The organism is Rhodocytophaga rosea (assembly GCF_010119975.1).
Lineage (GTDB): Bacteria > Bacteroidota > Bacteroidia > Cytophagales > 172606-1 > Rhodocytophaga > Rhodocytophaga rosea.
Genome location: NZ_CP048222.1, coordinates 3,110,438 through 3,134,537 on the forward strand (window position 1 = coordinate 3,110,438; position 24,100 = coordinate 3,134,537).

The following is a 24,100-nucleotide window of genomic DNA, read 5'->3' on the forward strand; positions in this document are numbered from 1 at the left end:
ATTATTAACGGTAAAATGGCTGGCTTACATTATTACGGGGACCATATACTGGCATCGGATCTCCCGCTTCTATGGCTCCCAGATCTGGTGCTTTGCCTTTAAAGCTATCATTTACTGTAGGTAGTTTTACTCCTGCATCGATGGCTTTGCTTTTCGGTTTGAGCCTGAAATTGATATCCGTTGCATAATAAATGCCATGCGGCTTTTTAGCATCTGGAGCCACAAGATTTTCGAAGATAGTATAATCCAATTCAACTCCATGCGATTCCAGACCGCTTCTCTGAGCAAGGGTAGAAAGCGATGTAAAAGACTTAGCATCCTTACTGGTTAGGGCGTAATCCCGCAACTGGCTTTTTTCCGGAGAAACCCATTTATACTGTTCCTCACTCGAGCGGTTGGGGCGGTATCCGTTGTAATCAGAAGTTGAATAGGCAGTAGCATTGGGGAAAACAACGATGGGCCGTTTTGGGGCATCGGTTCCCAGAAAAAGATTGTTGCGAAAATGTGCATTAGAAAATGTCTGGGGATTCGTATTCTCGGAGATAAATGTATTGTGATATACAATCAATCCAGCAGGCTTAGACATAAATTTGAGCGCACAGCCAGTAGGAATATGGTAGAGCACATTGCGGATAAAGTACGCCGGACCTCCAAAAATAGGCTGTGCGCTCAAGCCGCACTGGCCCGCATTTACCCCTCTGTTGCGCATCACCCGGATATTATGTACCCCTCCATCGGCTTCAATAAAATCATCGGCCATCAGGTGAATATCATTGTTGTAAATATCAATAGACACTGCCTTTAATTCTTCCTGCGTTTCCGGGGTTCCATAGGTAGAAACAGTAATGGCATCATGAAAAAAAGCCACCGCATTGTGGCAGATCACATGACCGGAACCATATACTTTAATGCCGATATAGCTTTTCAACTGGTTGGCCCCATACACCCCAGGACTTGCCCAACCTAACAGCCGGTTGCGATCATCCCTGCCTAGAATGATATTATCAGCGATATAAAAATTTTTAGAACCGGCATATTCCGTGATCACACCAATACCTACTTCTTCCATCCGGCAGCTCCGTATCGTAAGATGACTGGCACCCAGTACTTCTTTTAAGCCGGCAGAAAATGCTACATCCGTATTGCGGATGGTTATCCCTTCAAAAATATGATGCTCGGTAGCCGTTACATCAAATAAGCGGTGGGCACCTGCGCCATCAAAAATCACTTCACCATCTCCAGCTGAGCGGATTACAATAGGCTTATCAGGCGTACCTTTGGCCGTTAATACATACGTACCATCGAAAGGAATTCCATGGGGATCTACATAATTCATTCGGTCGGCTTTATACAGTCCGGCATGTACGACAATTACATCTCCAGGCTGCACTTTCCGTTCACCCACCACAGACCAGTCGCCCAGGCCGGACCCATAATAAGCCGCTTTTAATCCCATAAAACTGGGTATCTGTTTTTCGCCTTTCCAGTCGGGTGGATATACATGCAAGGTGCGCCTGCCTTCGGCAGCTTTTGGTTCGCTTCTGGTTTTTACCTTCACGAGTTGCACACTTTCACCCTGCACCCCATCCGGATCGCTCATGGTTAGGCGGCATTCATACTCTGTGTCCGGAGAAAGATCGAGAATACTTCCGGCAAACATTGGCGGCACCGTATAATCCAGATATTCTGTTTCCCGGATCACCCGCTCCCCCCCCATTCTGAGCAAAGGCAGTGCCTCTTTCCAGTCCCTGGTTCCGGCTATTCTATAGGCTACCTGCACTGTTGCATTCCGGTTATCGTCTCCTTCAATCTTCCAATGAAAGCCCAGATTAATCAGCGTTGGTGGCTCTACCACCAGCGGTCCTGCGCGGACTCCATCCTCAGCCCATGCTGCTACAGAAGAGAAAAGAAATACAAGTAGCAAAACTCCATTTCTATAATTGTTTTGAAGGGAATTTTTATCCTGGATATCATTAATTTTTGTAATCACAGAAAAGAAAAAAGGAGAGTTTGAGGAAATATAAATCATTGCCAGAAGCCACAGAATGACAGCAATTACACCTTGATATACACTTTCTTCTTGTCCATTGCATACCCAATCAGCCATAGCGACAGCATGTAACACACAGCAAAGGCCAAAGAAGCATTTTTACCTTCCAGCCATGAGGCAAACAGGTTTTGATACACCCAGCCAGTTACACTCCCCTCTCCTATACTAATCAGGCTTAATACCTCCATAATCATACCTGAAAGAATGTAAATAAACAGGGGGTTTTTCCCGAATACCTCAAAGAAATAGGTCCATTTTGTAACAGAGGCACCATCTATGATCAGCATAAGCACCGCCAGAATGAGCAAATCCAGACCTACGGTCAGAAGCACGTAAGAGCTTGTCCAGATAGGCTTATTAATAGGAAAATACACATTCCAAAGTAAGGATAAACCAGTTAATACAACGCCTGCCACTAAAAGTTTTATTACCTTATTTTTAGTATCTGTTTGTTGCTGGATAAATTTTCCGGCAAAATAACCTCCTATCACATTTCCCACGGCAGGCAACGTACTCAGCAGTCCTTCCGGATCAAATGGGATTCCATAGCCTTTGTACAGGTTTTCAATGGGAATTACCAGCAGATCAAATTGTAGGGCAGCGTTTGTTTCCAGACTGTAAGGGTCAGGCTGGCCGCCATATACATACATCACCACCCAATAAAAGACCAGGGCTGTGACACCTAAGATAAAAGCACCTTTCAGTTTAAAATAATGTATAACCAGAGAAGCGATACCATAGCAAAGAGCAATCCGTTGGAGAACGCCCATGATGCGGATATTAGAGAAGTTAATGAAGGTTAATTCTCCGGCACTGCGGGTAACAAAAGGAAAAGCATTGAGAAAAAGGCCAATGAAAAATATCAGGGCAGTACGTTTAAAAACAGTAGTCAGAAAAACCCGATCATCCAGTTTTTCGAATTTCCGCATGCTGAAACTCATCGCATTGCCCACCACGAAAAGGAAAGTAGGAAAAACCAGGTCTGTGATGGTAAAGCCATGCCAGCGTGCATGCCGGAATGGTGCATACACTGTCTCCCAGTTGCCGGGTGTATTCACTACGATCATTAAGGCTATGGTCATTCCTCTTAAAACATCCAATGACAGATAGCGCTGCGCAGATTTTGCTGGCAATACCTCTGTGCTGGCAATGGTATTTGCAAAAGAAGATTTATTCATAAAATATGGAAGTGTTTAGTCACAAGTTATAGGTAAGTAGCAATTGGCTTCGCTGAACTAGCAATTAGTAAATTAATTGATCTGAAAGGATAATAAACACTCAAACACCAAATATTTTTTACTTATGGATTTCACTTACCTTTTGGAAGGTACTTTATCACCTCTGGTAAAAAACCAGAGAAGCAGGGCTATGCCTATGTTAAAAAGCAAAGCCAGCCAGGCATTGTCGAAAGAAGTAGAGTAAGCTCCGGTAAAAGAATAAATAAAACAGATGGGAACAAGGCCAATCAATGAATATACCAGCATCTTTTGAAAGCGCCATTTCAGGGTTCCACTCATAATCGCTACAGCTTCGGCCAACACCGGTATAGGTCTGGAGGCGATTATGGCCAGGGCACCATACTTTTCTAAAAATGCCCTGGCCTGCGCTTGTTGTGGAGAAGGAATATATTTATTGATCAAACCTTTCGCCCTTAGTCCGATAAAATAGCCTAGTGTACAGGATAGCAAACCGCCTGCAAGCGATAGTAAACCTCCAGGCAAAAAGTTAAATAAAGCCCCATTGCTTACCATAATAAAACTCGAAGGAATCGGTAAGAGTACATCTGTTGCCAGCAGCAGTAAACTCAGGAGAGCCAGCCAGGATTTAGATGAATTATTGGTGAGCAAAGCTTCAAAACTATATCCACTTGTCTCAAAAACAACAAAAGTTAAAACAGTAAACAGGCAGATAAAAATAAATATATAGATATACCGGTTCATCAGGTGTATAAGTAAACCTTATAAGGGCCTCAATCAAAATTACAAAGTGTACGAATGTTTTGAAGACGAATAAAGTAAATTTTATGTGTTTAGTCAAAAGAAAAGATAATGAGATTCGTATTCTTTTAGGCTTCCTCAAGATACGGGAACTGCTAAAGTTATAAGTATAGTAAAGGCAATAAAACCACAATACAATGAAGGGTTTAATTTACATTTCATGTGACTGATGGAATTACATAGGTTTGATCAAGAGGTAGATGAGCTTGCTACCTTTAAGTAGAGAAAAAGATAGGCAGATTGCATAATCTATTGAATTTGACCCTATGAAAAGACAAGTATTTGATGAGGTATTTAAATGGATGGCTGTAGAGTTATCCTATGCTAAGTGATCAGTAAAAGTAGCGGCCGCAGAGTTAGAGATAGATCCTGGTTGATTAAGTAAATGGAGGCAAAATAAGCAAGAATTCCCATCTATCTCCTGGTGATAAACTGGGCCTTACTGCACAACAATTAAAAAGGAGACGATTACCAAAGAAACTGAAGGATGTCCAGTTGGAAAGAGAGATGGAGAATATTTCAATTCATAAAGGAATACCTCTTATTGTTTCCCATTGAAAAGATCTGTAAAGTTCTTAAAGTGAGTGTAAGTAGATACTATTATTGGTTAAGAAATCCTATTGGTTTAAGTACCCTTAAACCAAATATGTTATTAGCTGACATTAGAAAAATATACAGTGATAGTAAAAAACGTGGATTCCGATCAGGGTTTAGTCTGAGATATACGAAAGGCCCAGAAATACTAATGAGTTAAGAGACCGGGGTATTTGCGTGTCATGTCCACAAGTGGCAAGAGTATTAAAAGTATTATCCGCAAGAAATACGGGGTTCAGACTACGGATTCTAAACTTGCGTTTGCTGTAGCGGATAATCACCTGAATTGAGATTTTTCTGCACAAATCATTATCCAGAAATAATTATCAGATCCGGACCTGCGATAAAGCTTGCATTTGGGTCCACTTATATCAGAATAGGGGAAGGATGGTTGTACTTGACAGCAATACTGGATTTAGCGTATCAGCAGGTCTGCTGGGTTAATGCAATAGCAGAAAGCTTCTTTAAAACTTAAAAAACGGAGTTAGTATATCATGTCCATTATGATATACTAGCGCAGGCAAAATGATCTATATTTGAATATATCGAGGGATAGTATACTAGAAAAAGAAAGCATTCTGCACTAGGGAATAGAAGTCCGTTGCCGTACCATTTTTTTTAGAAGAAAAAAGATTGGCTGCCTAGAAAATCCTTCAGTAAACTGTTGCAATTCCAGCTTTCAAACTATGCTTAGCATAAATAACTATTTACATATTTCGGTCAGGCAAACCGCTTCGCCACTTCTTCCCTTACAAACTGCGGATGCAAGGCTACTACCTCTCCAATTACAATCACAGCCGGATTAATTAAACCTTGTTTTTCTGATAAGTCTGCAATGGTTTCTATCGTACCTACGGCTACTTTTTCTTCTGCCCAGGTGCCTTGTTGAATAATAGCCACAGGCGTTTGGGTTTTGCCTTCCGTTGTAAAAATTTCTACAATCTGGCGCAGGTTTTTCATGCCCATCAGTATGACCAGCGTAGCCGAACTTTGAACCGCTACCTGAATATCATTAGAAAGCTGGTGATTCATGGTAGTTCCGGTCAATACCCAGAAACTTTCATTAATGCCCCGGCAGGTCAGAGGAATATGCTGTGCTTCCGGTACGGCAATACAGCTGGAAATACCTGGAATTACTTCAGTAGCTATATTAAAATTGCGGGCATGGGTAATTTCTTCATACCCCCTTCCAAACACAAACGGATCGCCGCCTTTCAGCCGTACCACATGCCCATGATGCAAAGCATGATAGACAATCAGGTCGTGAATGTCTTTCTGGGCAAACTCACAGAAACCGGATCTTTTGCCTACAAAAATTTTTATCGCCTCCTCCGGTGCATGCACTAACAAATCAGGATGAACCAGGGCATCATATAATACCACATCGGCCTTAGACAGGGCTTTAATTCCTTTGAGAGAGATCAATTCCGGATCACCAGGACCGGCTCCAACCAAGGTAAGCGTAGGGATTGCCATAGTATTACGTTTAGCTGCGCTGTAGAAAGAATAGAATTTTTTAAGTATATCTACTCAAAAAAAAGTATTTACAAATATATATCATTATTCAAATATTGCCTAAAATTTAATGTATAAAATTTTATATATACCATTTTTTACAAAATTTGTCATCAAATTTTAACCTGTTTTAAGAATTTATATAAACTTTTCCGGAAAATGACATTTAAATTTGACCCGTATTTTTTTTCTAAGTAGTTTTAGCATAAGTATAAATTTAACCAGTAACAAATAACCTACATCATATGAACATAGTAGTTATAGGCAATGGCATGGTCGGATATAAGTTTTGTGAAAAACTGGTTGCCAGGTCTGCCCCACATACTTTTACTATTACTGTTATTGGAGAAGAACCCAGACCTGCCTATGACCGGGTTCATTTAAGTGCCTACTTTTCGGGAACTACTGTAGAAGATCTCACTATGGCATCAGCGGACTGGTATGCCAACAATGGAATTCAGCTTCTCACCAGCGAACTGGTTACTGCCATTGACCGGACTGCCCAAACGGTGACTACCCAGCATGGCCGGACTTTTTCCTATGATAAACTTATTCTGGCAACCGGTTCGGGAGCGTTTGTACCTACGATAAAAGGCGTAGAAAAAGATGGGGTATTTGTATACCGCACCATAGAAGACCTGGAAGCCATTATCAGCTATAGCAGAAAAGCAAAAAAAGCAGCAGTTATCGGAGGGGGTTTATTAGGACTGGAAGCAGCCAAAGCAGTTCTGGATTTAGGATTGGAAGCACATGTGGTGGAATTTGCCCCCCGGCTAATGCCCAGACAGTTGGATGAAGCAGGTTCTAAAATTCTGCAAAGCAAACTGGAAAATTTAGGTATCGGGATACATCTGAATAAAAATACGGGTTCTATTGAAGGAGAAAATTGCATCTCCGAAATGAAATTCACGGATGGCACCTCCCTGGAAGTTGATATGGTGGTGATTTCGGCAGGTATTAAACCCCGAGATGAACTGGCTACAAAATCTGGTTTAGCTATTGGTGCCAGAGGCGGAATTGTCGTAAACGATTCCCTGCAAACCAGTGACCCAGCTATTTATGCCATTGGGGAATGCGCCTTACATGGCCAGATGATCTATGGACTGGTAGCTCCAGGATATGAAATGGCAGATGTTGTGGTGAGCCAGTTGATGGGCAGTGAAAAAACATTTACTAGCTACGATATGTCTACCAAACTGAAATTGATCGGGGTAGATGTAGCCAGTTTCGGAGATCCGTTCTGCATGGGTGCCGCACACCGCACCATTGTATTGGAAGATAAAGTAAAAGGCATTTACAAGCGGATCAATATTACCGAGGATGGAAAACGCCTGCTGGGAGGTGTGCTGGTAGGTGAGGCAGAAAGCTATAATATGCTGCTGCAAACAGTTAAAAATAATATCCTGCTTCCTCCCAATCCCGAAGACATGATACTAGGTGCCCGGGGTGGCAGTGAAAGCATTCAAGGAAGCGGCGTATTGAACTTACCAGATGAAGCCCTGATCTGTTCCTGTGAAAATGTATCGAAAGGGACTTTGTGTTCGGCTATTACAGAAGAAGAATTAAATGATATAAAAGATATCAAAAAATGCACGAAGGCTGGTACCGGTTGCGGCGGCTGCATTCCGATGCTGAATGACCTGCTCACCGAAACCATGAAAGCACAGGGAAAGGTAGTCCGGAAAGTATTGTGCGAGCATTTCAATTATACCCGCCAGGAACTGTTCGATGTAATTAAAATCAGCGGCATCCGCAGTTACGATGCACTAATTGATGAATATGGCAAAGGACATGGCTGTGAAGTATGTAAGCCTGCTGTTGCTTCGATGATGGCCAGTATCTGGAATGAGATGATCTTAAAACAAGCGACCATTCAGGATACCAATGACAGATATCTGGCTAATATTCAACGCGGAGGTACTTATTCTGTCGTTCCCCGTATTCCCGGTGGAGAAATTACGGCTGAAAAACTGATTGTCATTGGCCAGGTAGCCCAGAAATATGGCTTATACTGCAAAATTACCGGTGGTCAGCGGATCGATCTGTTTGGTGCCAGAGTAGACCAGTTGCCAGATATCTGGGAAGAGTTGATCGATGCCGGATTCGAAAGCGGACATGCCTATGGAAAATCTCTCAGGACCGTAAAGAGCTGCGTTGGTTCTACCTGGTGCCGGTTTGGTGTACAAGATTCGGTTACATTTGCCATTGAAGTAGAAGAACGTTATAAAGGATTACGGGCTCCTCACAAGCTTAAAAGTGCCGTTTCCGGCTGCGTACGTGAATGTGCCGAAGCTCAATCTAAGGATTTTGGCATTATTGCCACCGAGAAAGGCTGGAATTTATACGTATGCGGAAATGGTGGCGCCAAACCCCAGCATGCCCAGTTACTGGCTTCCGACATCGACAAAGAAACCTGCATTAAATATATCGATCGTTTTCTGATGTTCTACATTAAAACGGCCGAACCGCTCACCCGAACTGCTCCCTGGCTTAACAAACTGGAAGGGGGAATTAACTACCTGAAACAGGTAATTGTACAAGACTCTTTGGGTATGGGTGAACAACTGGAAAAAGAAATGCAATTCCTCATAGAAACCTATCAGTGTGAATGGAAAGAAGTAGTGAACAATCCTGCTTTACGCCGGCGTTTCAAACATTTTATTAACTCAGACGAAGCCGATCCGCAAATTCAGTTCCGGGAAGAACGGGGACAGAAAGTGCCAGTTGCCTGGAGCAGATAATATTATCAGTATTCAAAAAAGTCAGTAGTGATTTACTCAATTATTACTGACACCAGTGTCTTTCAAAATTAGCCCTAAACCTTAACTCCCTACCCTAATGCAACGGAACATAATGACCTCTACACAAAAAGCTAATTATTGGTATAAAGCTGCTCCGGTAGAAGCTTTCTCTGAAAATGGAGGCGCATGTGTGCAATATAAGGGCATACAAATAGCTGTGTTCCATTTTAAAGCTACCGACGAGTGGTATGCAAGTCAGAATATGTGTCCGCATAAAATGCAGATGGTATTATCGCGTGGATTGATTGGTGATGCCTGTGGAGAACCAAAAGTAGCTTGCCCCCTTCATAAAAGAACTTTTTCGCTTACCACCGGGCAAAATTTGAATGGAGAAGAGTACTCCATACAAGTCTATCCGGTAAAGGTAGAGGATGGGTATGTGTATATTGGCGTAGAGTAAAAGCAGAATTAAAGAATATTGGATAAGAAATAAGGAGGGCTAAAGTAGATCACCTTCGTTATTCTTTGTTTAATATTCAGGATTTGTCAAATTATTATGCTTCCCTCCTCCGACACTACTGTTACACGCAAAATTACGAAGCTCTATTTGCTGGCGCTTACCGCTGTAGCCTTATTATCAATCGGAGGGCAAGTATTGGTGCAACGTTCCCTGCGTAACCAGCTAAGTGATTCTAGAGTAATTAATATGGCCGGAAGACAGCGGATGTTGAGTCAGAAAATCAGTAAAACTGTACTTTTATTAACCCGCACACCAGATAGTATACAAGCCGCTTTGTACCTATCTGACTTGAGAAAAGATGTAAAAACCTGGGAAGACAGCCACAAAGGGCTGGTGAGCGGACATGTTAATGCTATAGAAACACCTGTTAATAATAGTGACTCCATCCGTCAGATGTTTGCCAGGATTGAGCCGCATTTCAATAAAATGCTGACCAATGTACAGCAAATTCTCCAGACTTATTCTAACACTTCTGCTCCCTCCTATCAAGTAGTAGAAAAAAATTTAAATGAGGTACTCCGGAATGAACATCCCTATTTGCAACTCATGGATAAGATTGTATTTCAATATGATGCAGAGGCGATACAACGGGTGAATACATCACAACGGATAGAAACTATTTTATTGATAAGCACCTTGATAGTATTACTGCTGGAAGGTATATTTATTTTCAGACCGGCCGTTTCCCAGATCCGGCATACGATCCAGATGCTGGTGAATTCAGAACAACAGACCAAGCAGGTGAATGAGGAGTTAATGCAGGTAAATCAGTCGCTGGAGGAAACCAGAGAAGCTTTGCTGGAGGCTACTACACAAAAGCACCAGCAGGAAATGAATGAACAGAAGCTCCGTTCCTCCTATCTGATTGAAGGACAGGAAGAAGAACGCAAACGTATAGCCAGGGAAATTCATGACGGACTAGGGCAAATGCTCACTGCGCTAAAGTTCAGCATCGAAAAAGTAGGCGACTGGGTAGAAGATTCCGAAAAAGGACAAAAAAATCTGAATCAACTCCGCCAGTTAATCACCCAAACCATTACAGAAGCCCGTACCATCTCTTTCAACCTAATGCCTGCCGTACTGAGCGATTTTGGCATAGCTTCGGCTTTAAAATTACTAACCGGCCAGATAGCCACAAGTTCAGAAATTAGCATTACCTTCACTACTAACCTGACAGGAGAAAGGCTAGTAAAAAACGCAGAGATTGGTTTATACCGCATTGCACAGGAAGCCATTCATAATGCCATTAAATATGCCAAAGCCAGTGAAATTACGGTTGATCTTTCGCTGAAAAAGAAGCACATTCACCTCAAAATCGATGACAACGGCCAAGGTTTTGCCTATGATGAGTTTGCATCGAAGCCCGGAAAAAATAATCCGTCTGCCGGAATCAGCAATATGAAAGAACGGGCGTTTATAATTAACGGAGATATTAAAATCACAACTAAACCAGGCAAAGGCACCCAGATCCACGTAAAAATTCCCTATATCACCCTCTATCATGAACAAGATTAAAGTACTGCTGGCAGATGATCATACGATTGTACGGAACGGAATCATGTCCTTGCTGGAAAGCTATCCTGAAGTCGAAATTGTAGGAGAAGCAGAAAATGGAGCAGAGGCACTTCAAAAGGTAAAAGAACTATCGCCAGACGTACTCATGATTGATATTGCCATGCCCATCATGAATGGAATTGAAACGGCACAGGAAGTAAGCAAGCACTACAAGCAAACAAGGTCATTGATGCTTTCTATGCATAATAACGAAGATTATATTCTTAAATCGGTGGAAGCAGGCGCTTATGGATATTTGCTAAAAGACACCACCAGGGATGAGATGCTAAAAGCTTTGCAGACTGTAGCAAAAGGAGAAAAGTATTTTAGCCCTTCGGTATCCAATATTATTGTGGCTTCATACCTGCAAAAAGTAAAAGATTCAGAAAAAGCTAATCTGAAAAAATCCAAGCTTTCCAAAAAGGAAAAATCCATTGTTAAATTTATTATACAGGGAGACAGCAGCCGGGAAATCGCCGAAAAACTTGATTTAAGCATACGCACCGTAGATAATCACCGGGCTAATATGATGAAACGACTGAGCGTTAAAAATGCGGTAGAACTCGTAAAAAAGGTTCTGGATGAAAAGCTCATGTAAGTATGGTTCTGCAAAATTATTAAGCTATGATCAGTGTTCAGGAAGCGCTAAGCCATATAACAAGTCAGGCCAGGTCTTTTGGCACCCAGACTATCTCTATTGAGCAGGCCCTTGGACGTATATGGGTGCAGCATATAAACCCCAACCTTACTTTTGCTTTGAATGGACATCCTGCTGAGTATATACACAACACAGAATTTCAGCTACTTACCCATTCATTGACACATTCTTATGCTAACAGAAAACATGGGTCAAATATTTTTGTTTCTGATGGGGCTGTTCAAATAGAAGAAGATTTAGTACGGTCTTCCATGCTTTGCAAGAAAAATCAAGTGCCGTTCGCAAAAAACAAATGGATAAATGATTCCTGCCAGAGTATCCTTGCCATAAATGGGCATAACTATGTACAGGTAGAGCAATTACCGGAAGTCGCTATTGTTTCTACCGGCAACGAAATTGTGGCGGCAGGTAGTGTGACATTACCTCATCAGATCCGGGATTCAAACTCATATACAATTTCTTCTTCGCTTAGAAGATTTGGTATTCATTCTCCTGCAAAAGCTTTGGTACCTGATGATAAAGAGGCGCTCCGAGATACTATAACCAGTTTGCTCAACAAAGATATATTGATCATTTCAGGAGGAGTATCCAAAGGAGATGCTGACTATGTTCCGAAAGTACTTGCCAGCCTGGGTGTGAAAGAGCTATTTCATGGCGTAAAATTAAAACCAGGCGCTCCTTTCTGGTTTGGCCGTACACCAGCAGGTGGTGTGGTATTTGGGTTGCCTGGAAATCCGCTTGCTTTACAGGTCGCCTGCCGGATATTTCTGGAACCATATATATGTGCTTGTTTTAATATATCTCCCCGTTCTCCCATTTTGCTGCCACTGGCTACAGAGCAAATGAAGAAAAGCAAATATGATGAGTTTTTTCCCTGCAAAATTGTAAATACGGATGCCTATTCCAGATTGCTTCCCATCCGGTACAATGGCAGCGGCGACATTGGTGCGGCGCTGCAAAGCAATGGAATTGCCTTACAAAGAGAAATGCATAGTAATTTACCGGAGGGAACATTGCTGCCCTTTTATGCTTGGTAATCGTAGCCTGGCTGAATAAATGAACTATACAATGATTGCTATATCATGCAAAAGCCATTTTTGTTAAAAGTTAACAAAAATGGCTCAAATACCTTAACAGGAAAATGTTTAGAGTTTTATTTGAAAGAAGTGATAATATGGCTCAGTACCAGGTTGGCATTATTCCGGGCACGGCTGAATTCAGAGATCTTATCTATTTTGCTGTGACTCTCCCAATATCCTTTTAAATGTCTGGAAAAATCACTTTGCAGATCACGCAGTGCTCCTCTCCGGCGGCTTTCAAAAAAGTCGTCGTGTGGATTACTCATTTTGGTGATAATTTCGATAGACTTGTTGATTAAATTTTCAAATTCTTTTGCTTTGTCATCATCAATGGACAGGTCATTTACCTTATCCCGAATGTGCCTGAGTTGAGTTACGAGTTCACTTGCCATACTATTATTGCTTTTACAGATTAGGGATACTAATATAATAATTGCACCGCACTAAACATAGCACCTGTTTAAATAATTATTCAGGGCTTTAGACAACAAAAATGCATGGATTCGCCCTGCAACAAATCTGGCCTCATTTTTAATTTTCAGTGTTATAGCTCACCTCCCAGGTATGGTCGGCCAGAAGCAGAACTTTGGCAACAAAACGTTTGAAAGAAATAGAACGCCCCCATTCTTCCGGAGCGATCATCGAAAGCAGATCGGTGCCATCTTTTCTTTCATACAAATAGTAGGTATGCCCCACCAAAGGCTCGAAACCCATATCAGCAGAATAAATTCTTTCCGAAACCTCCACCCTTCTTTTAATTTCCTGCGCTTGCTCTGCCAGTACCTGCATCTGCCTGTAGAGTTGAGACATTTGTTTTTCGGTTTGCTGACGCATGGCAGCTACCGCACGGCCTTTTATTTTACCTTTATCTTCTGGTTTAATTACAGCACTGCCAATAGTATGGGCATAGGGCAGCAATCCTGGGTTTTGGGCTACTTTATCTTTGTCGATGGGATTCTCAGTCATAAAAAAATATATTTCTCCTTATTAACAAGACAATGACAGGAATGTTCCAGAAGAAATCATAGAACTTAGTTATACTCCATCTGAAGGTAAATATATCTGCTTGTCAAATTTTTAACTCATCCATATATGCCTGGCTAAGATCGAAAAAGCCAAAAGTTGACTGATAGGCTTTAAAAAGATTAACCGTACTCTGGTTGTACATTTCCGAAAGAGCAGTCAGCATTTTTGCCCGGATGGCAATATGCGCCTCAAAAATCTCCATAATATTCACTTGCGGAATCACATACAGATCGCAATAATCTGAATCTACGATGGCATTATATACCCTGGTTGTGTCGCAAAGTAAGGCATTGTTGCCAAATGATTCGCAGGGCTTTGCAAATTTGAGAAATTCAAATCTATCCGCCACATCAATGTTAATAGAAACCCTGCCGGTTTTTACAATGTACAATGCCCGGCTGGGGTCGTTCCTAAAAAAGATGGCTTCATTCTTCTGGAAGTTACGTATGTGTAAATACGGGATAAAGACTGCCATTTCTTCTTTAGAAAGCTTCTCAAACAGATAATTTTTAGCAAAAAACCTAAACAGATTCAGTTCTTTAATGGAATATGATTTTTTAAATAGACTATTGGTGATATTGAACATGGTCAGCAGCTATTTTTAAAGGTATATGTTATGCAAGACTGATTTGCAGTACCTGCTCTGTTTTATCAGTAATTTTAAAACGGTTATCAATCCGGTGGCCCACAATCCAGACTATGGACCCATTGGAAGTAAGCACCCAGATACGGCTTTTCAGATTTACAGGCACTTTCGTATCAATCAGGAAATCGCTTATTTTTTTCTTTTTATTCATCCCTAGCGGACAAAACCAGTCGCCTTCTTTCCACCGCCGGAGTTTTAAGGGAAATTGCAATGTAGCCAGGTCCAGACAAGCTACCTGAGAATTCGGGGTAATCGTAAAATCTTTGGCATCCATAGTTTCAAAATGTAAATGAATAAACTCATTTTGAAAAGAAAGTTGTTCTTTCTCAATAGATGTACTGATAAATTCATTCAGCGCTTTTGGTGTAATAATCAGCGAAGTCCGGTCTTTTACCAGCGTATGTGTAGGTGACTCAAAACGGCGTCCTGATTCTGCTCCTAAGCTTTGCCAGATGTCCTTTGTCTGTGTAAACGAAAATTGATATTCTTTTAACAGGTACGACAACTTAATAACAGGTTCAAATTCCTGTTGCAAAGCAATAAAATCAATATACATTATATCTGTTTTCTGTTGCACAAGCCGGGATTTGAGCTGATGCATATCCTCCTCAAAAATCCGTTCAACACTTACTACTTTCTCAATCGTATGCTGAATAGTTTCTTCCAGGTTAGGATTAATGGTTTTCAGCAAAGGAATCACCTCATTGCGTATCAGGTTACGCTGGTATTTAGAACTTTGATTGGAAGAATCTTCCCGCCAGGCTAGTTGATGCTCTACTACATAGGCGTATATTTGTTCCTTATCTGCAAACAAAAGTGGCCGTATAATTCGGTTCAGTTTGGGCTGAATGCCATGTAAGCCTGATATACCAGTACCTTTCGTCAGGTTAAATAGCACAGTTTCTAATATATCATTCAGATGATGCGCTGTAGCCAGATACTGGAAACCATGATTATTAAGCAATTGCTCAAACCAGCGGTAACGCAAGGTACGGGCAGCCATCTGGATAGAGATTTTTTCCTGCTGAGCGAAAGCTTCCGTTTCAAAGGTATCTGAGTAAAAAGGCACTTTGTATTTTTTAGCGAGTTTTTTCACAAATAACTCATCCTCATCCGATTCGGCTCCCCTCAATCCGAAATTACAATGTGCTATAGCAAAATTCAATTTAGCTTTATAAAATAAATGGCTCATCACTACTGAATCGATTCCTCCACTCACCGCCAGTAAAATGTGGTCTGAGGGTTGGAATAATTCTTTTTCAGATGTGTAACCTAGAAACTTCTCAAGCATACTTGGCAATTTTTTCTCAATATACCTCATTTTTTCCGGGAAATGTACGGGAACTGGTATTGTGGTATCCAGTGTAAAAATAAGATATCCGGCTTGATTTCATACGTGCAGATTAACCGTTCGTCAAAATGTAAATAAAACGGGGTACTTTTGCACAACATCATATTTTGAATGGCTTAATTATTGTAACCTGTTCTTTAAACAAGCCCGTATAAACAGGAATTTCTTTGTTGCACATGAGAATTTTACGTGTTATCGCTATAATTATTTTTACATTCATTGGTGGATACCAGGTATTTGCACAAACGGAAGATAAAGTACATTTGGACCAAGCTGACTCTCTAATAATGGTTAAGCTCAATGGTAAAGAGCTAAGAAAAGTAGTAGGAAATGTGGTTTTCCGGCAGAAAGGAACCGTATTGTATTGCGATTCTGCCTATCAGGATGTAGTAGCTAATGCGCTGGAAACTTTCGGGCACGTGCGCATTGTACAGGGCGACAGCGTAACCATTACTGGCAATAAAGGATACTATGATGGAAATACTAAACAGGCTAAAATGCGGGGAAATGTAGTGCTGGTAGATAAAACCATGACCTTGTATACCGAGCAGCTGGATTACGACATGAATGCCAGTCTGGCATATTATTTTGGAGGCGGCCGCATCATTGATGGAGATAACATACTTACCAGTCAGAAAGGTTATTATGACACCCGAACAAAGCTTTTTTCTTTTAAAGAAGTGGTAAAGCTGGTAAATCCGCAATACACGCTCGATTCGGATACGCTGCAATACAGTTCGACGAGTAAGATAGCTTATTTTAAAGGCCCTACCGATATTACTGGTAAAACCGGCAATAAGCTTTTTACTACCGATGGGCAGTATAACACCATTTCCCAGTCATCCAATTTTACGGCCAGAACCACCATCGATTATGACAAATACACTTTAACCGGCGACAGCGTATATTATGACAAACAAAATGAATATGGGCTTGCCAGAAGAAATGTAGTATTGTTTGCCAAAGAAGACAGCACCATCGTAGAAGGAGACATTGCCCGGTACAATGGCACAACTGGTATTTCTAAAGTGTATGGCAACGCTGTTATGAAAAATATCGTATCCGGTGATACCCTGTATCTTACAGCTGATACGCTGGTTTCTGTAGATGATACGGTCAATCGTACCCGAAGGCTATTTGCCTATCACCATGTAAAAATCTTTAAATCGGATTTGCAGGGTAAGTGCGATTCGCTGCTATACAATTTTACTGATTCTACCATTTATTTTTTCCGTGATCCGGTATTGTGGAGTACAGGCAATCAGATGCTGGCCGACTCTATTCATATTCAGATGGCAAACAATAAGCTGGATAAGATGTTTCTTAAAACAAATGCTTTTGTGATCAGTGAGGATACGCTGCTTAATTACAATCAGCTAAAAGGCAGAAGTATGACAGCTTATTTTAATAAAGATAGTAAGATGGATAGGGTATTCGTGGATGGTAATGCAGAAAGCCTGTATTTTGCTTTGGGTGAAGGTGATACCTTACTCATGGGTATGAATAAGATGGAATGTGCTAAAATGCTTATCCGGTTTACAGAAAATAAAGTAAGTACAATTAGAGCCATTACTGCACCTGATGCCGTATTTATACCACCTCACGAGATTGAAGAACCGGCCCGTAGATTAAAGGGGTTTGCCTGGCGGAAAGAAGAAAGGCCTGTACGGGCTGATGTACTGGTGAGAAATAAAGAAGAATAAGGTCACTTATGTACGAAAAGAATAATAAAGAGTGGGTCCGTTTGTATATATTTTAACCCATTTAATGAAATCTTGAACAATTCATAACATAATATAACAAGACTGGCATAATTTTATTATATTTACCGTATATAAAATTTTGTTCAACCTGCTGATAAACCATGAAGAAACAACTACTTATTTTATATATTGCACTAGCTAACCTGAGCTTCATAGGAGGCATCAAGGCGAACCATACATATTCTCCTCCATGTCAGGTGAAAAATATTTCTGCTAAAGAATTACGCCCCCAGGTTAAAAATAATGAACCTGTGCAAATTGCTTTAGTTAAACATAATTATTCGGTTTCTCCAGTATCCGATAGTCTGCGAGGAACAAATGCTGACCTTCTTTTTTCAAACGATAAAATTAGTATTTCAAGTGTGTATCCCAATCCGGCAAGTGCCATTGCTTCTATTGATTATGTACTGGCCGGGAGCACTACTCATGCAAAAATTATTTTGTGTAATGTACTTGGTAATGTAGTAGGTGAGTATACACTCGTAAGGGATGCCCGTAGATTAAACATTTCTACATTAGAACTTACATCAGGGGTTTATTTCTATGCCTTGTATGTCGATGGAAAAAATCTTGTTACCCGCAAACTGATTATCAAGCATAATTCCTGATATACTCAACAAGTTGAGCAGGCACTTAAAACAGATTGTATAGGATATAATCTGTTTTTTGTTTTTACGTTTATTAGTAAACCTATCAGATTGTAAGTCTGTTATAAATAGGTTATATTTGCGCCCTTATGCAAAATTCAAAATTCATATTCACGTCTTTCCTGGTCTTATCCCTGCTCTTCTTTTCGTGCAGTAAATTTCAGAAGATACAAAAGAGCACCAATGTGGATGAAAAATACCAGGCAGCTATAAAGTATTATGAAAAAAAGGATTATGATAAAGCCAGTCTGCTGTTTGAAGAAATTATTCCCATAATTAAAGGCACAAAGGAGTCAGAGCTGGCTCAATTCTACATAGCTTATTGCCACTATTACCAGGGCGACTTTATATTGAGTTCACACTATTTCAAGAAATTCTACGAAACATTTTCCAGAAGCGAATATGCGGAAGAATCTATGTACATGTATGCCTATTCCCTATACGAAGATTCCCCGGCCTACAACTTGGACCAGACCAATACCTTAACAGCTATTGAATCTATGCAGAATTTTATTAACACCTATCCGGAAAGTAAATTCAAGGATAAGTGTAATGAAATTATTGGTCAGTTGCGTACAAAACTGGAACGCAAAGCCTATGAGAATGCAGAGCTGTATTCCAAAACTGAAAACTATAAAGCAGCAGTGATTGCGTTTAACAACTTTCAGCGTAATTATCCGGATTCAGATTACAATGAAAGAGCAGCCTATCTGAAGTTAGTGAATGCCTATAACCTGGCCAAATCCAGCACAGAAGATAAGAAAAAGCAGCGTTATCAGGATACAATTGAATATTACGAAAATTTTATTGACAGATATAGCAATAGCCGCTATCTACGGCAGGCTGAAAATATTTATGATACCTGCATAGACATAGTAGGCGAGGCTGCCGGTGCTGAATTACAAAGCAATAAAAAGTAGTTCATTTCTGACCCATAAATCAACTTAGTATTCACCCTCTAATTTTTAAAATTATTAACTCAACAACGAATAATATGGCCACATTACCCTCTTTAATTACAAGAGATGTAGAAAAAATAGCAGCGCCCACAGGAAATATTTATCAGTCTGTGTCTGTAATTTCAAAAAGAGCAAGGCAAATTTCTACCAAAATGAAGGAAGAACTGAATAATAAATTGTCAGAATTCGCTTCAACCGTAGATAATCTGGAAGAGGTTTTTGAAAACCGTGAACAGATTGAAATTTCAAGATTTTATGAGCGCATGCCAAAACCTACTTCGGTAGCTACCGACGAGTTTCTGGCTGGTAGAATCATGTTCAGAAAACCTGAAGTAGAAGATACTACAAGAAATAATAATATATAAGCTAAAATCAGATCCGGAAAGCAATTTTGGTATACTGTTTTCCGGATGGTTGCTATTCTTTTCTCAGGCAGTCCTGCTTTTCTTTCCCACTCTATATCATACATCAGCCGTATGGTCAAAAAAAAATCCTGTATAGCCTTTATTTTCTGCCTAATTCTGGGAAGTTTTTCTGTTTCCGGACAGGAACTCAGGTGTAATGTAATTATTGATACTGACCAGTTACGGACAAATCAGGTTACAGAAAAGCAGATTTTTGCAGATATGCAGAAAACTATTGCCCAGTTTATGAATACCCGCCGCTGGACCAATGATAATTTTACGCAGGATGAAAGAATCAATTGTAATCTTGTTATCAGGCTTACAGATATGCCTTCGATCAAAACCTTTGTAGGTACGGCGCAAATACAATCATCCAGGCCAGTATTTGGATCAGACTATGAATCGGTTTTGCTCAATTACATTGACCGGGAATGGCAATTTGAATATACCAATGCTCAACCCATGGATTTCAACCCTAATACATTTTCGAGTAACCTGACATCCATGCTTGCTTTTTATGCCTATGTTATCATTGGCCTCGATTATGATTCATTTAGTAAATTTGGTGGTAATACTTATTTACAGCAAGCTCTTACTATTGCCAATAATGCCCAGCAAAGTGTAGGAACGGAAAAAGGATGGAAAGCCTTTGAAGATACGCGTAACCGCTACTGGCTAATCGAAAATCTAATGAGTCAGCAGATGCAGCCACTGCGCGAAGGTTTATATACCTATCATCGTCAGGCGCTGGATACTTTCCTTAGTAATCCTGATCAGGCTAGGGCAAAAATTCTGGAAGTGCTTAATTCTTTAGTAAAAGTAAATCAATTGAAGCCTGCCGCTGTACTTACTAACACTTTTTTTGATACCAAAGGCAACGAGCTGATTAATGTTTTTCTGCAAGGTTCTCAGCAAGAAAAACAGAACGCCTATAATGTACTGGTTGAACTAGATCCTACCAAAACGGACCGCTACGAAAAACTAGTCAAATAAATAAAATAACTACCCATCCTCGTATCCCATTTCTCCTTATATGGGTAAACGCCAGATAAGAATCCCGAGTAAAAACATTCCTGCAAACACTGCTGTATTATCAGGCAAAGAAGTAAATTTGCTTATGAAGAACAATACCGTTTTTCATGGCGTACTAACTGGTTGGGATGAAAAGTCAGTAATAATGAAAGATATGCGGTTTAACAAGCATACATTTCTTTTGAGCCACATTGAAGAAATTATTATCGACAAGGAGTCGTTGTATTGAACAAACCACTACCATATCCCTACAGGATACTACTCCGTTAAATAATTTACACAATAACCCAAAACTTATTATTTTGTAGCAGATTTTGTACACATATATGTACAAATCGTACTCGTATTGTCAGAGAATATTATGCTCACACATCTTCTTATAAAAAATTACGCATTAATTCAGCAGCTGGAAATGAAGCCCAACAAAGAGCTGAATATCATTACAGGCGAGACTGGTGCAGGTAAATCTATTATGCTGGGCGCTATCGGATTAATGTTGGGCAACCGGGCAGATACAAAAGTGCTGTTCGATACCGAAGATAAATGCGTGATTGAAGGAAATTTTGATATTTCAGACTACAAACTGGAATCTTTTTTTGAAGAAGCTGAGCTCGATTACGAAACTTCCTGTATCATACGGCGGGAGATCAGTCCGAATGGGAAATCCAGGGCTTTTATTAATGATACGCCTGTTAATCTGGATCTGTTAAAAAAGATAGGTTCGCAGTTGATGGATGTGCATTCCCAGCATGATACCCTGCAATTAGGCTCTAACATATACCAGTTAAGTATTCTGGATGCCTACGCAGGCAATCAAAAATTATTGCAGCAATATCGTCAGCAGTTCCGGCTCTTTCGCAAAAAAGAAGAGATATATCGTACGCTGCAGAATGAATCTTCATCGGCTCAGAAAGAACTGGATTATAATAGTTTTTTACTTGAAGAATTAACCAGCGCTAAACTAGAAGCCGGAGAACAAGAAAGGCTGGAAGATGAACTGAACTTGCTGGAAAATGCGGAAGAGGTAAAAATTAAACTAAATACTGCGCTCGAATACCTGGCGAATGCAGAATTCTCGGTCAATGGCGGTCTTCGTTCGGTGGTGAATAGTTTAAGCCAGATTGGAAATCTGTCTGAGCGGTATATGACCCTAAAAGATAGGGCTGACAGTTGTTTAATTGAACTGAAAGACATTGCTTCGGAGCTGGAACGGGAAGAAATGAATGTTGAGTTTGACCCAACCAAAATTGAACAGATACAGGAACGGTTGAGTATCATTTATCATTTACAACAAAAACATCAGGTAAAAACGGTAAAAGAACTGCTGGTGATACAGGAAGACCTCTCGGAAAAAGTACGTAAAGTGCTCAACCTGGATGAAACCATTGCAGAAGCAAAAAGAGAAGCTGAGAAAGCACAACAGGAAATGCTACAAACCGCTCAACATCTGTCACAAGCCAGGATTAATTGTATCCCAGGCATTGAAAAAGAGTTGCAGCAGCTGCTGGCTGAGGTGGGTATGCCGAATGCTTCTGTGAAAATTTCTCATACTCTTGTAAAACCAACCTCAGATGGCATCGATGAAATTCATTTTCTGTTTAGTGCCAACAAAGGCATCAAACCACAGGAACTTAAAAATGTAGCTTCCGGAGGTGAATTCTCCAGACTGATGCTATGTGTAAAGTATGTACTGGCCAGTAAAACGTCTCTGCCTACCATCATTTTCGATGAGATTGATACTGGTATTTCCGGAGAAATTGCCATTAAAGTGGGCCGGATGATGGAAGATATGGCCCACAATCACCAGGTGATCGTAATCACACACCTGCACCAGATTGCATCCAAAGGGGGACACATTACTTTGTTTATAAAGATAACTCATCTGATAAAGCCAATACCAAAATCCGCCGGCTTACGGAACAAGGAAGAATCAACGAAATTGCCAGAATTATTGGTGGAGAGCCACCTTCTGAAAGTGCCATCCGGAATGCCAGAGAGTTCCTGGAATATTAATCATTGGCTATCAAGCCAGTACGCCTGAAGTTGCAAACAGCATAATATCATGTTCAGTCCATTGCTTTATAGGTTTAATCCCAGATAATTCTCCCCGATGCATAACCGCTAGTGTATCGCAAATGCCTATAAGTTCAGGCAAATAAGAACTAATCACTACGATAGCTTTACCCTGAGAAGCCAGCGTTTGAATAAGCCGGTATATTTCCGCTTTGCTACCCACATCTATTCCTCTGGTGGGCTCATCCATAAACAAAATATCGCTGTTGTGATTCAGCAAACGGGCTATAGAAACTTTTTGCTGGTTACCGCCGGAAAGAGCACTTACCGGCTGCTCAGGATTACGGCATTTTACATTCATCTTCTGGCACCATTCCAGTGCCGTTTGCTGCTCTTTCGCCAGATTAAGCCAGCCCTTACGGCTGATATGCTGAAGGGCTGATAATGTTATATTAGAAAAAATAGGCAAATTCACGGCTAATCCTTCTTCCTTCCGGTTTTCACTCAGTAAATCCAATCCACTTTCCAATGCCCGGCCAGGAGATATGTATTCTGCATGTAAATTTGGCTTGCCACTAATTTTAACCTGTCCGTTTTTAACGTGGTCTAAACCAAACAAACATCGGATCATTTCTGTGCGTCCGGCACCTACCAAACCTGAAATGCCCAATATTTCACCCCGATGTAGTATAAATGATGCGTTTTTAGGTAGAATGTTTCTCCCCTGCAGATTTTGTACTTCCAGAACAGGCTTGCCAATCTCGTGCGGTATATGTGGATACATATCCTCTAACGAACGTCCTACCATTTGTTCAATCAAGTGCAATACAGGTGTACCCGCCATATTCCCTTTGCCCACCGTCTGTCCATCCCGTAGCACAGTATACCGGTCGCATATCTGTTGTACTTCTTCCAGAAAATGACTGATATAAATTACAGCAATGCCTTTGGCTTTTAACCGCCTGATTACTTCAAATAGTGCCTGGGTATCAGCCGCCGTAAGCGAACTGGTAGGTTCGTCCATAATTACCAGGCGGGTTTCCAGTACCAATGCTCTGGCAATTTCAACCAGTTGCTGTTTGGCAATGCTTAATCTATCTACTCTGGTAGCGGGATCTAAGTCTGGTTGCCCCAGGATAGCAAGCGCCTCCTGCACCGCTTTTTTCCGGCTTTTGGCAAAACCAAACTTTGATTGTTCTATACCTAAAGTAACATTTTCCTCAACGGTAAGATGTGGCGCTAAGGTAAGTTCCTGGTAGATCATGGCAATACCTGATAAACGGGCATCAGCCGGATTAGCCGGATGATAGGATTTACCATCATAGATAAGTTCTCCTGAATCTGGTTTTTCAGCCCCGCTCAGGATCTTCATCAACGTACTTTTCCCGGCACCGTTCTCTCCGATTAAGGCATGCACTTCACCGCGGTTTACTTCCAGATGAACGCCTCTTAACGCTCTTACTGGCCCAAATGATTTAGTGATGTTGTGGAGTTGAAGCAGGATCTGGTCTGACATAATTTATCAAGCAATACATTTTTGAAAAACGTTTT

The 24,100-nt window shown here is 40.8% G+C and carries 21 protein-coding genes; 12 read left to right on the forward strand and 9 right to left on the reverse strand.

Going from position 1 to position 24,100, the window contains the following annotated elements; genetic code table 11:
• Positions 1-4 precede the first annotated feature (4 nt).
• The 4 genes from GXP67_RS13060 to cobA all read right to left on the reverse strand — a co-directional run bounded on the left by GXP67_RS13060 (position 5) and on the right by cobA (position 6,117).
• Entirely contained in the window at positions 5-2,107 is a 2,103-nt protein-coding gene (locus tag GXP67_RS13060; protein ID WP_162443515.1) for a right-handed parallel beta-helix repeat-containing protein, read from the reverse strand.
• Positions 2,056-3,228 carry an acyltransferase family protein gene (locus GXP67_RS13065; RefSeq protein ID WP_162443516.1) on the reverse strand — a complete coding sequence of 391 codons (1,173 nt, stop codon included), beginning with the start codon at positions 3,226-3,228 and terminating at the stop codon, positions 2,056-2,058. The genes GXP67_RS13060 and GXP67_RS13065 overlap by 52 nt, the downstream gene beginning before the upstream one ends.
• Positions 3,229-3,363: 135 nt before the next feature.
• Positions 3,364-3,990 carry a VTT domain-containing protein gene (locus GXP67_RS13070; protein ID WP_162443517.1) on the reverse strand — a complete coding sequence of 209 codons (627 nt, stop codon included), beginning with the start codon at positions 3,988-3,990 and terminating at the stop codon, positions 3,364-3,366.
• A 1,371-nt stretch (positions 3,991-5,361) separates the two neighbouring features.
• Entirely contained in the window at positions 5,362-6,117 is a 756-nt protein-coding gene (cobA, locus tag GXP67_RS13075) for a uroporphyrinogen-III C-methyltransferase (protein ID WP_162443518.1), read from the reverse strand.
• A 284-nt stretch (positions 6,118-6,401) separates the two neighbouring features.
• Here cobA and nirB point away from each other — a divergent pair, with 284 nt between their 5' ends.
• From nirB to GXP67_RS13100, 5 genes are all read left to right on the forward strand, one after another.
• Positions 6,402-8,897 (forward strand): nitrite reductase large subunit NirB, encoded by a 2,496-nt coding sequence (gene nirB / locus GXP67_RS13080; protein WP_162443519.1) that lies wholly within the window; start codon positions 6,402-6,404, stop codon positions 8,895-8,897.
• A gap of 97 nt (positions 8,898-8,994) precedes the next feature.
• Positions 8,995-9,357, forward strand: a complete 363-nt coding sequence (nirD, locus tag GXP67_RS13085; RefSeq protein WP_162443520.1) for a nitrite reductase small subunit NirD — start codon at positions 8,995-8,997, stop codon at positions 9,355-9,357.
• A gap of 96 nt (positions 9,358-9,453) precedes the next feature.
• A complete protein-coding gene (locus GXP67_RS13090; protein ID WP_162443521.1) occupies positions 9,454-10,932 on the forward strand; it encodes an ATP-binding protein in 1,479 nt (492 codons plus the stop codon).
• Positions 10,919-11,569: a response regulator gene (locus GXP67_RS13095; RefSeq protein ID WP_197901686.1), complete on the forward strand. Its 651-nt coding sequence runs from the start codon at positions 10,919-10,921 to the stop codon at positions 11,567-11,569. The genes GXP67_RS13090 and GXP67_RS13095 overlap by 14 nt, the downstream gene beginning before the upstream one ends.
• Positions 11,570-11,595: 26 nt before the next feature.
• On the forward strand, positions 11,596-12,666 hold the full coding sequence (locus GXP67_RS13100) for a molybdopterin molybdotransferase MoeA (RefSeq protein ID WP_162443522.1): 1,071 nt from the start codon (positions 11,596-11,598) through the stop codon (positions 12,664-12,666).
• Positions 12,667-12,782: 116 nt separating this feature from the next.
• Here GXP67_RS13100 and GXP67_RS13105 read toward each other — a convergent pair whose 3' ends face one another.
• From GXP67_RS13105 to tilS, 4 genes are all read right to left on the reverse strand, one after another.
• On the reverse strand, positions 12,783-13,100 hold the full coding sequence (locus tag GXP67_RS13105; protein ID WP_162443523.1) for a hypothetical protein: 318 nt from the start codon (positions 13,098-13,100) through the stop codon (positions 12,783-12,785).
• Positions 13,101-13,239: 139 nt separating this feature from the next.
• The gene (locus GXP67_RS13110; RefSeq protein ID WP_162443524.1) at positions 13,240-13,674 is read right to left on the reverse strand and encodes a DUF2452 domain-containing protein; all 435 of its coding nucleotides are present in this window, start codon (positions 13,672-13,674) and stop codon (positions 13,240-13,242) included.
• Positions 13,675-13,777: 103 nt separating this feature from the next.
• Complete coding sequence (locus GXP67_RS13115; RefSeq protein WP_162443525.1) at positions 13,778-14,320, reverse strand: Crp/Fnr family transcriptional regulator; 543 nt, start codon at positions 14,318-14,320, stop codon at positions 13,778-13,780.
• Between the two features lie 28 nt (positions 14,321-14,348).
• On the reverse strand, positions 14,349-15,671 hold the full coding sequence (gene tilS / locus GXP67_RS13120) for a tRNA lysidine(34) synthetase TilS (RefSeq protein ID WP_162443526.1): 1,323 nt from the start codon (positions 15,669-15,671) through the stop codon (positions 14,349-14,351).
• A gap of 236 nt (positions 15,672-15,907) precedes the next feature.
• On the opposite strand from tilS, the gene GXP67_RS13125 reads away from it, so the two are divergent.
• The 7 genes from GXP67_RS13125 (at position 15,908) to GXP67_RS13155 (ending at position 22,577) form a co-directional block, all read left to right on the forward strand.
• Positions 15,908-17,434 (forward strand): OstA-like protein, encoded by a 1,527-nt coding sequence (locus GXP67_RS13125; protein WP_162443527.1) that lies wholly within the window; start codon positions 15,908-15,910, stop codon positions 17,432-17,434.
• 161 nt (positions 17,435-17,595) lie between these two features.
• Positions 17,596-18,102: a T9SS type A sorting domain-containing protein gene (locus GXP67_RS13130; protein ID WP_162443528.1), complete on the forward strand. Its 507-nt coding sequence runs from the start codon at positions 17,596-17,598 to the stop codon at positions 18,100-18,102.
• A gap of 128 nt (positions 18,103-18,230) precedes the next feature.
• Positions 18,231-19,061: an outer membrane protein assembly factor BamD gene (locus tag GXP67_RS13135; protein ID WP_162443529.1), complete on the forward strand. Its 831-nt coding sequence runs from the start codon at positions 18,231-18,233 to the stop codon at positions 19,059-19,061.
• 74 nt (positions 19,062-19,135) lie between these two features.
• Positions 19,136-19,465, forward strand: coding sequence for a DNA-directed RNA polymerase subunit omega (locus tag GXP67_RS13140; RefSeq protein WP_162443530.1), 330 nt, complete (start codon positions 19,136-19,138; stop codon positions 19,463-19,465).
• A 111-nt stretch (positions 19,466-19,576) separates the two neighbouring features.
• Positions 19,577-20,497 (forward strand): type IX secretion system protein PorD, encoded by a 921-nt coding sequence (gene porD / locus GXP67_RS13145; protein WP_162443531.1) that lies wholly within the window; start codon positions 19,577-19,579, stop codon positions 20,495-20,497.
• Between the two features lie 124 nt (positions 20,498-20,621).
• A complete protein-coding gene (locus tag GXP67_RS13150) occupies positions 20,622-20,765 on the forward strand; it encodes a hypothetical protein (RefSeq protein WP_162443532.1) in 144 nt (47 codons plus the stop codon).
• Between the two features lie 183 nt (positions 20,766-20,948).
• Entirely contained in the window at positions 20,949-22,577 is a 1,629-nt protein-coding gene (locus GXP67_RS13155; protein WP_317170132.1) for a DNA repair protein RecN, read from the forward strand.
• Here GXP67_RS13155 and GXP67_RS13160 read toward each other — a convergent pair.
• A complete protein-coding gene (locus GXP67_RS13160) occupies positions 22,560-24,065 on the reverse strand; it encodes a sugar ABC transporter ATP-binding protein (protein WP_162443533.1) in 1,506 nt (501 codons plus the stop codon). The genes GXP67_RS13155 and GXP67_RS13160 overlap by 18 nt on opposite strands.
• Between the last annotated feature and the right edge of the window lie 35 nt (positions 24,066-24,100).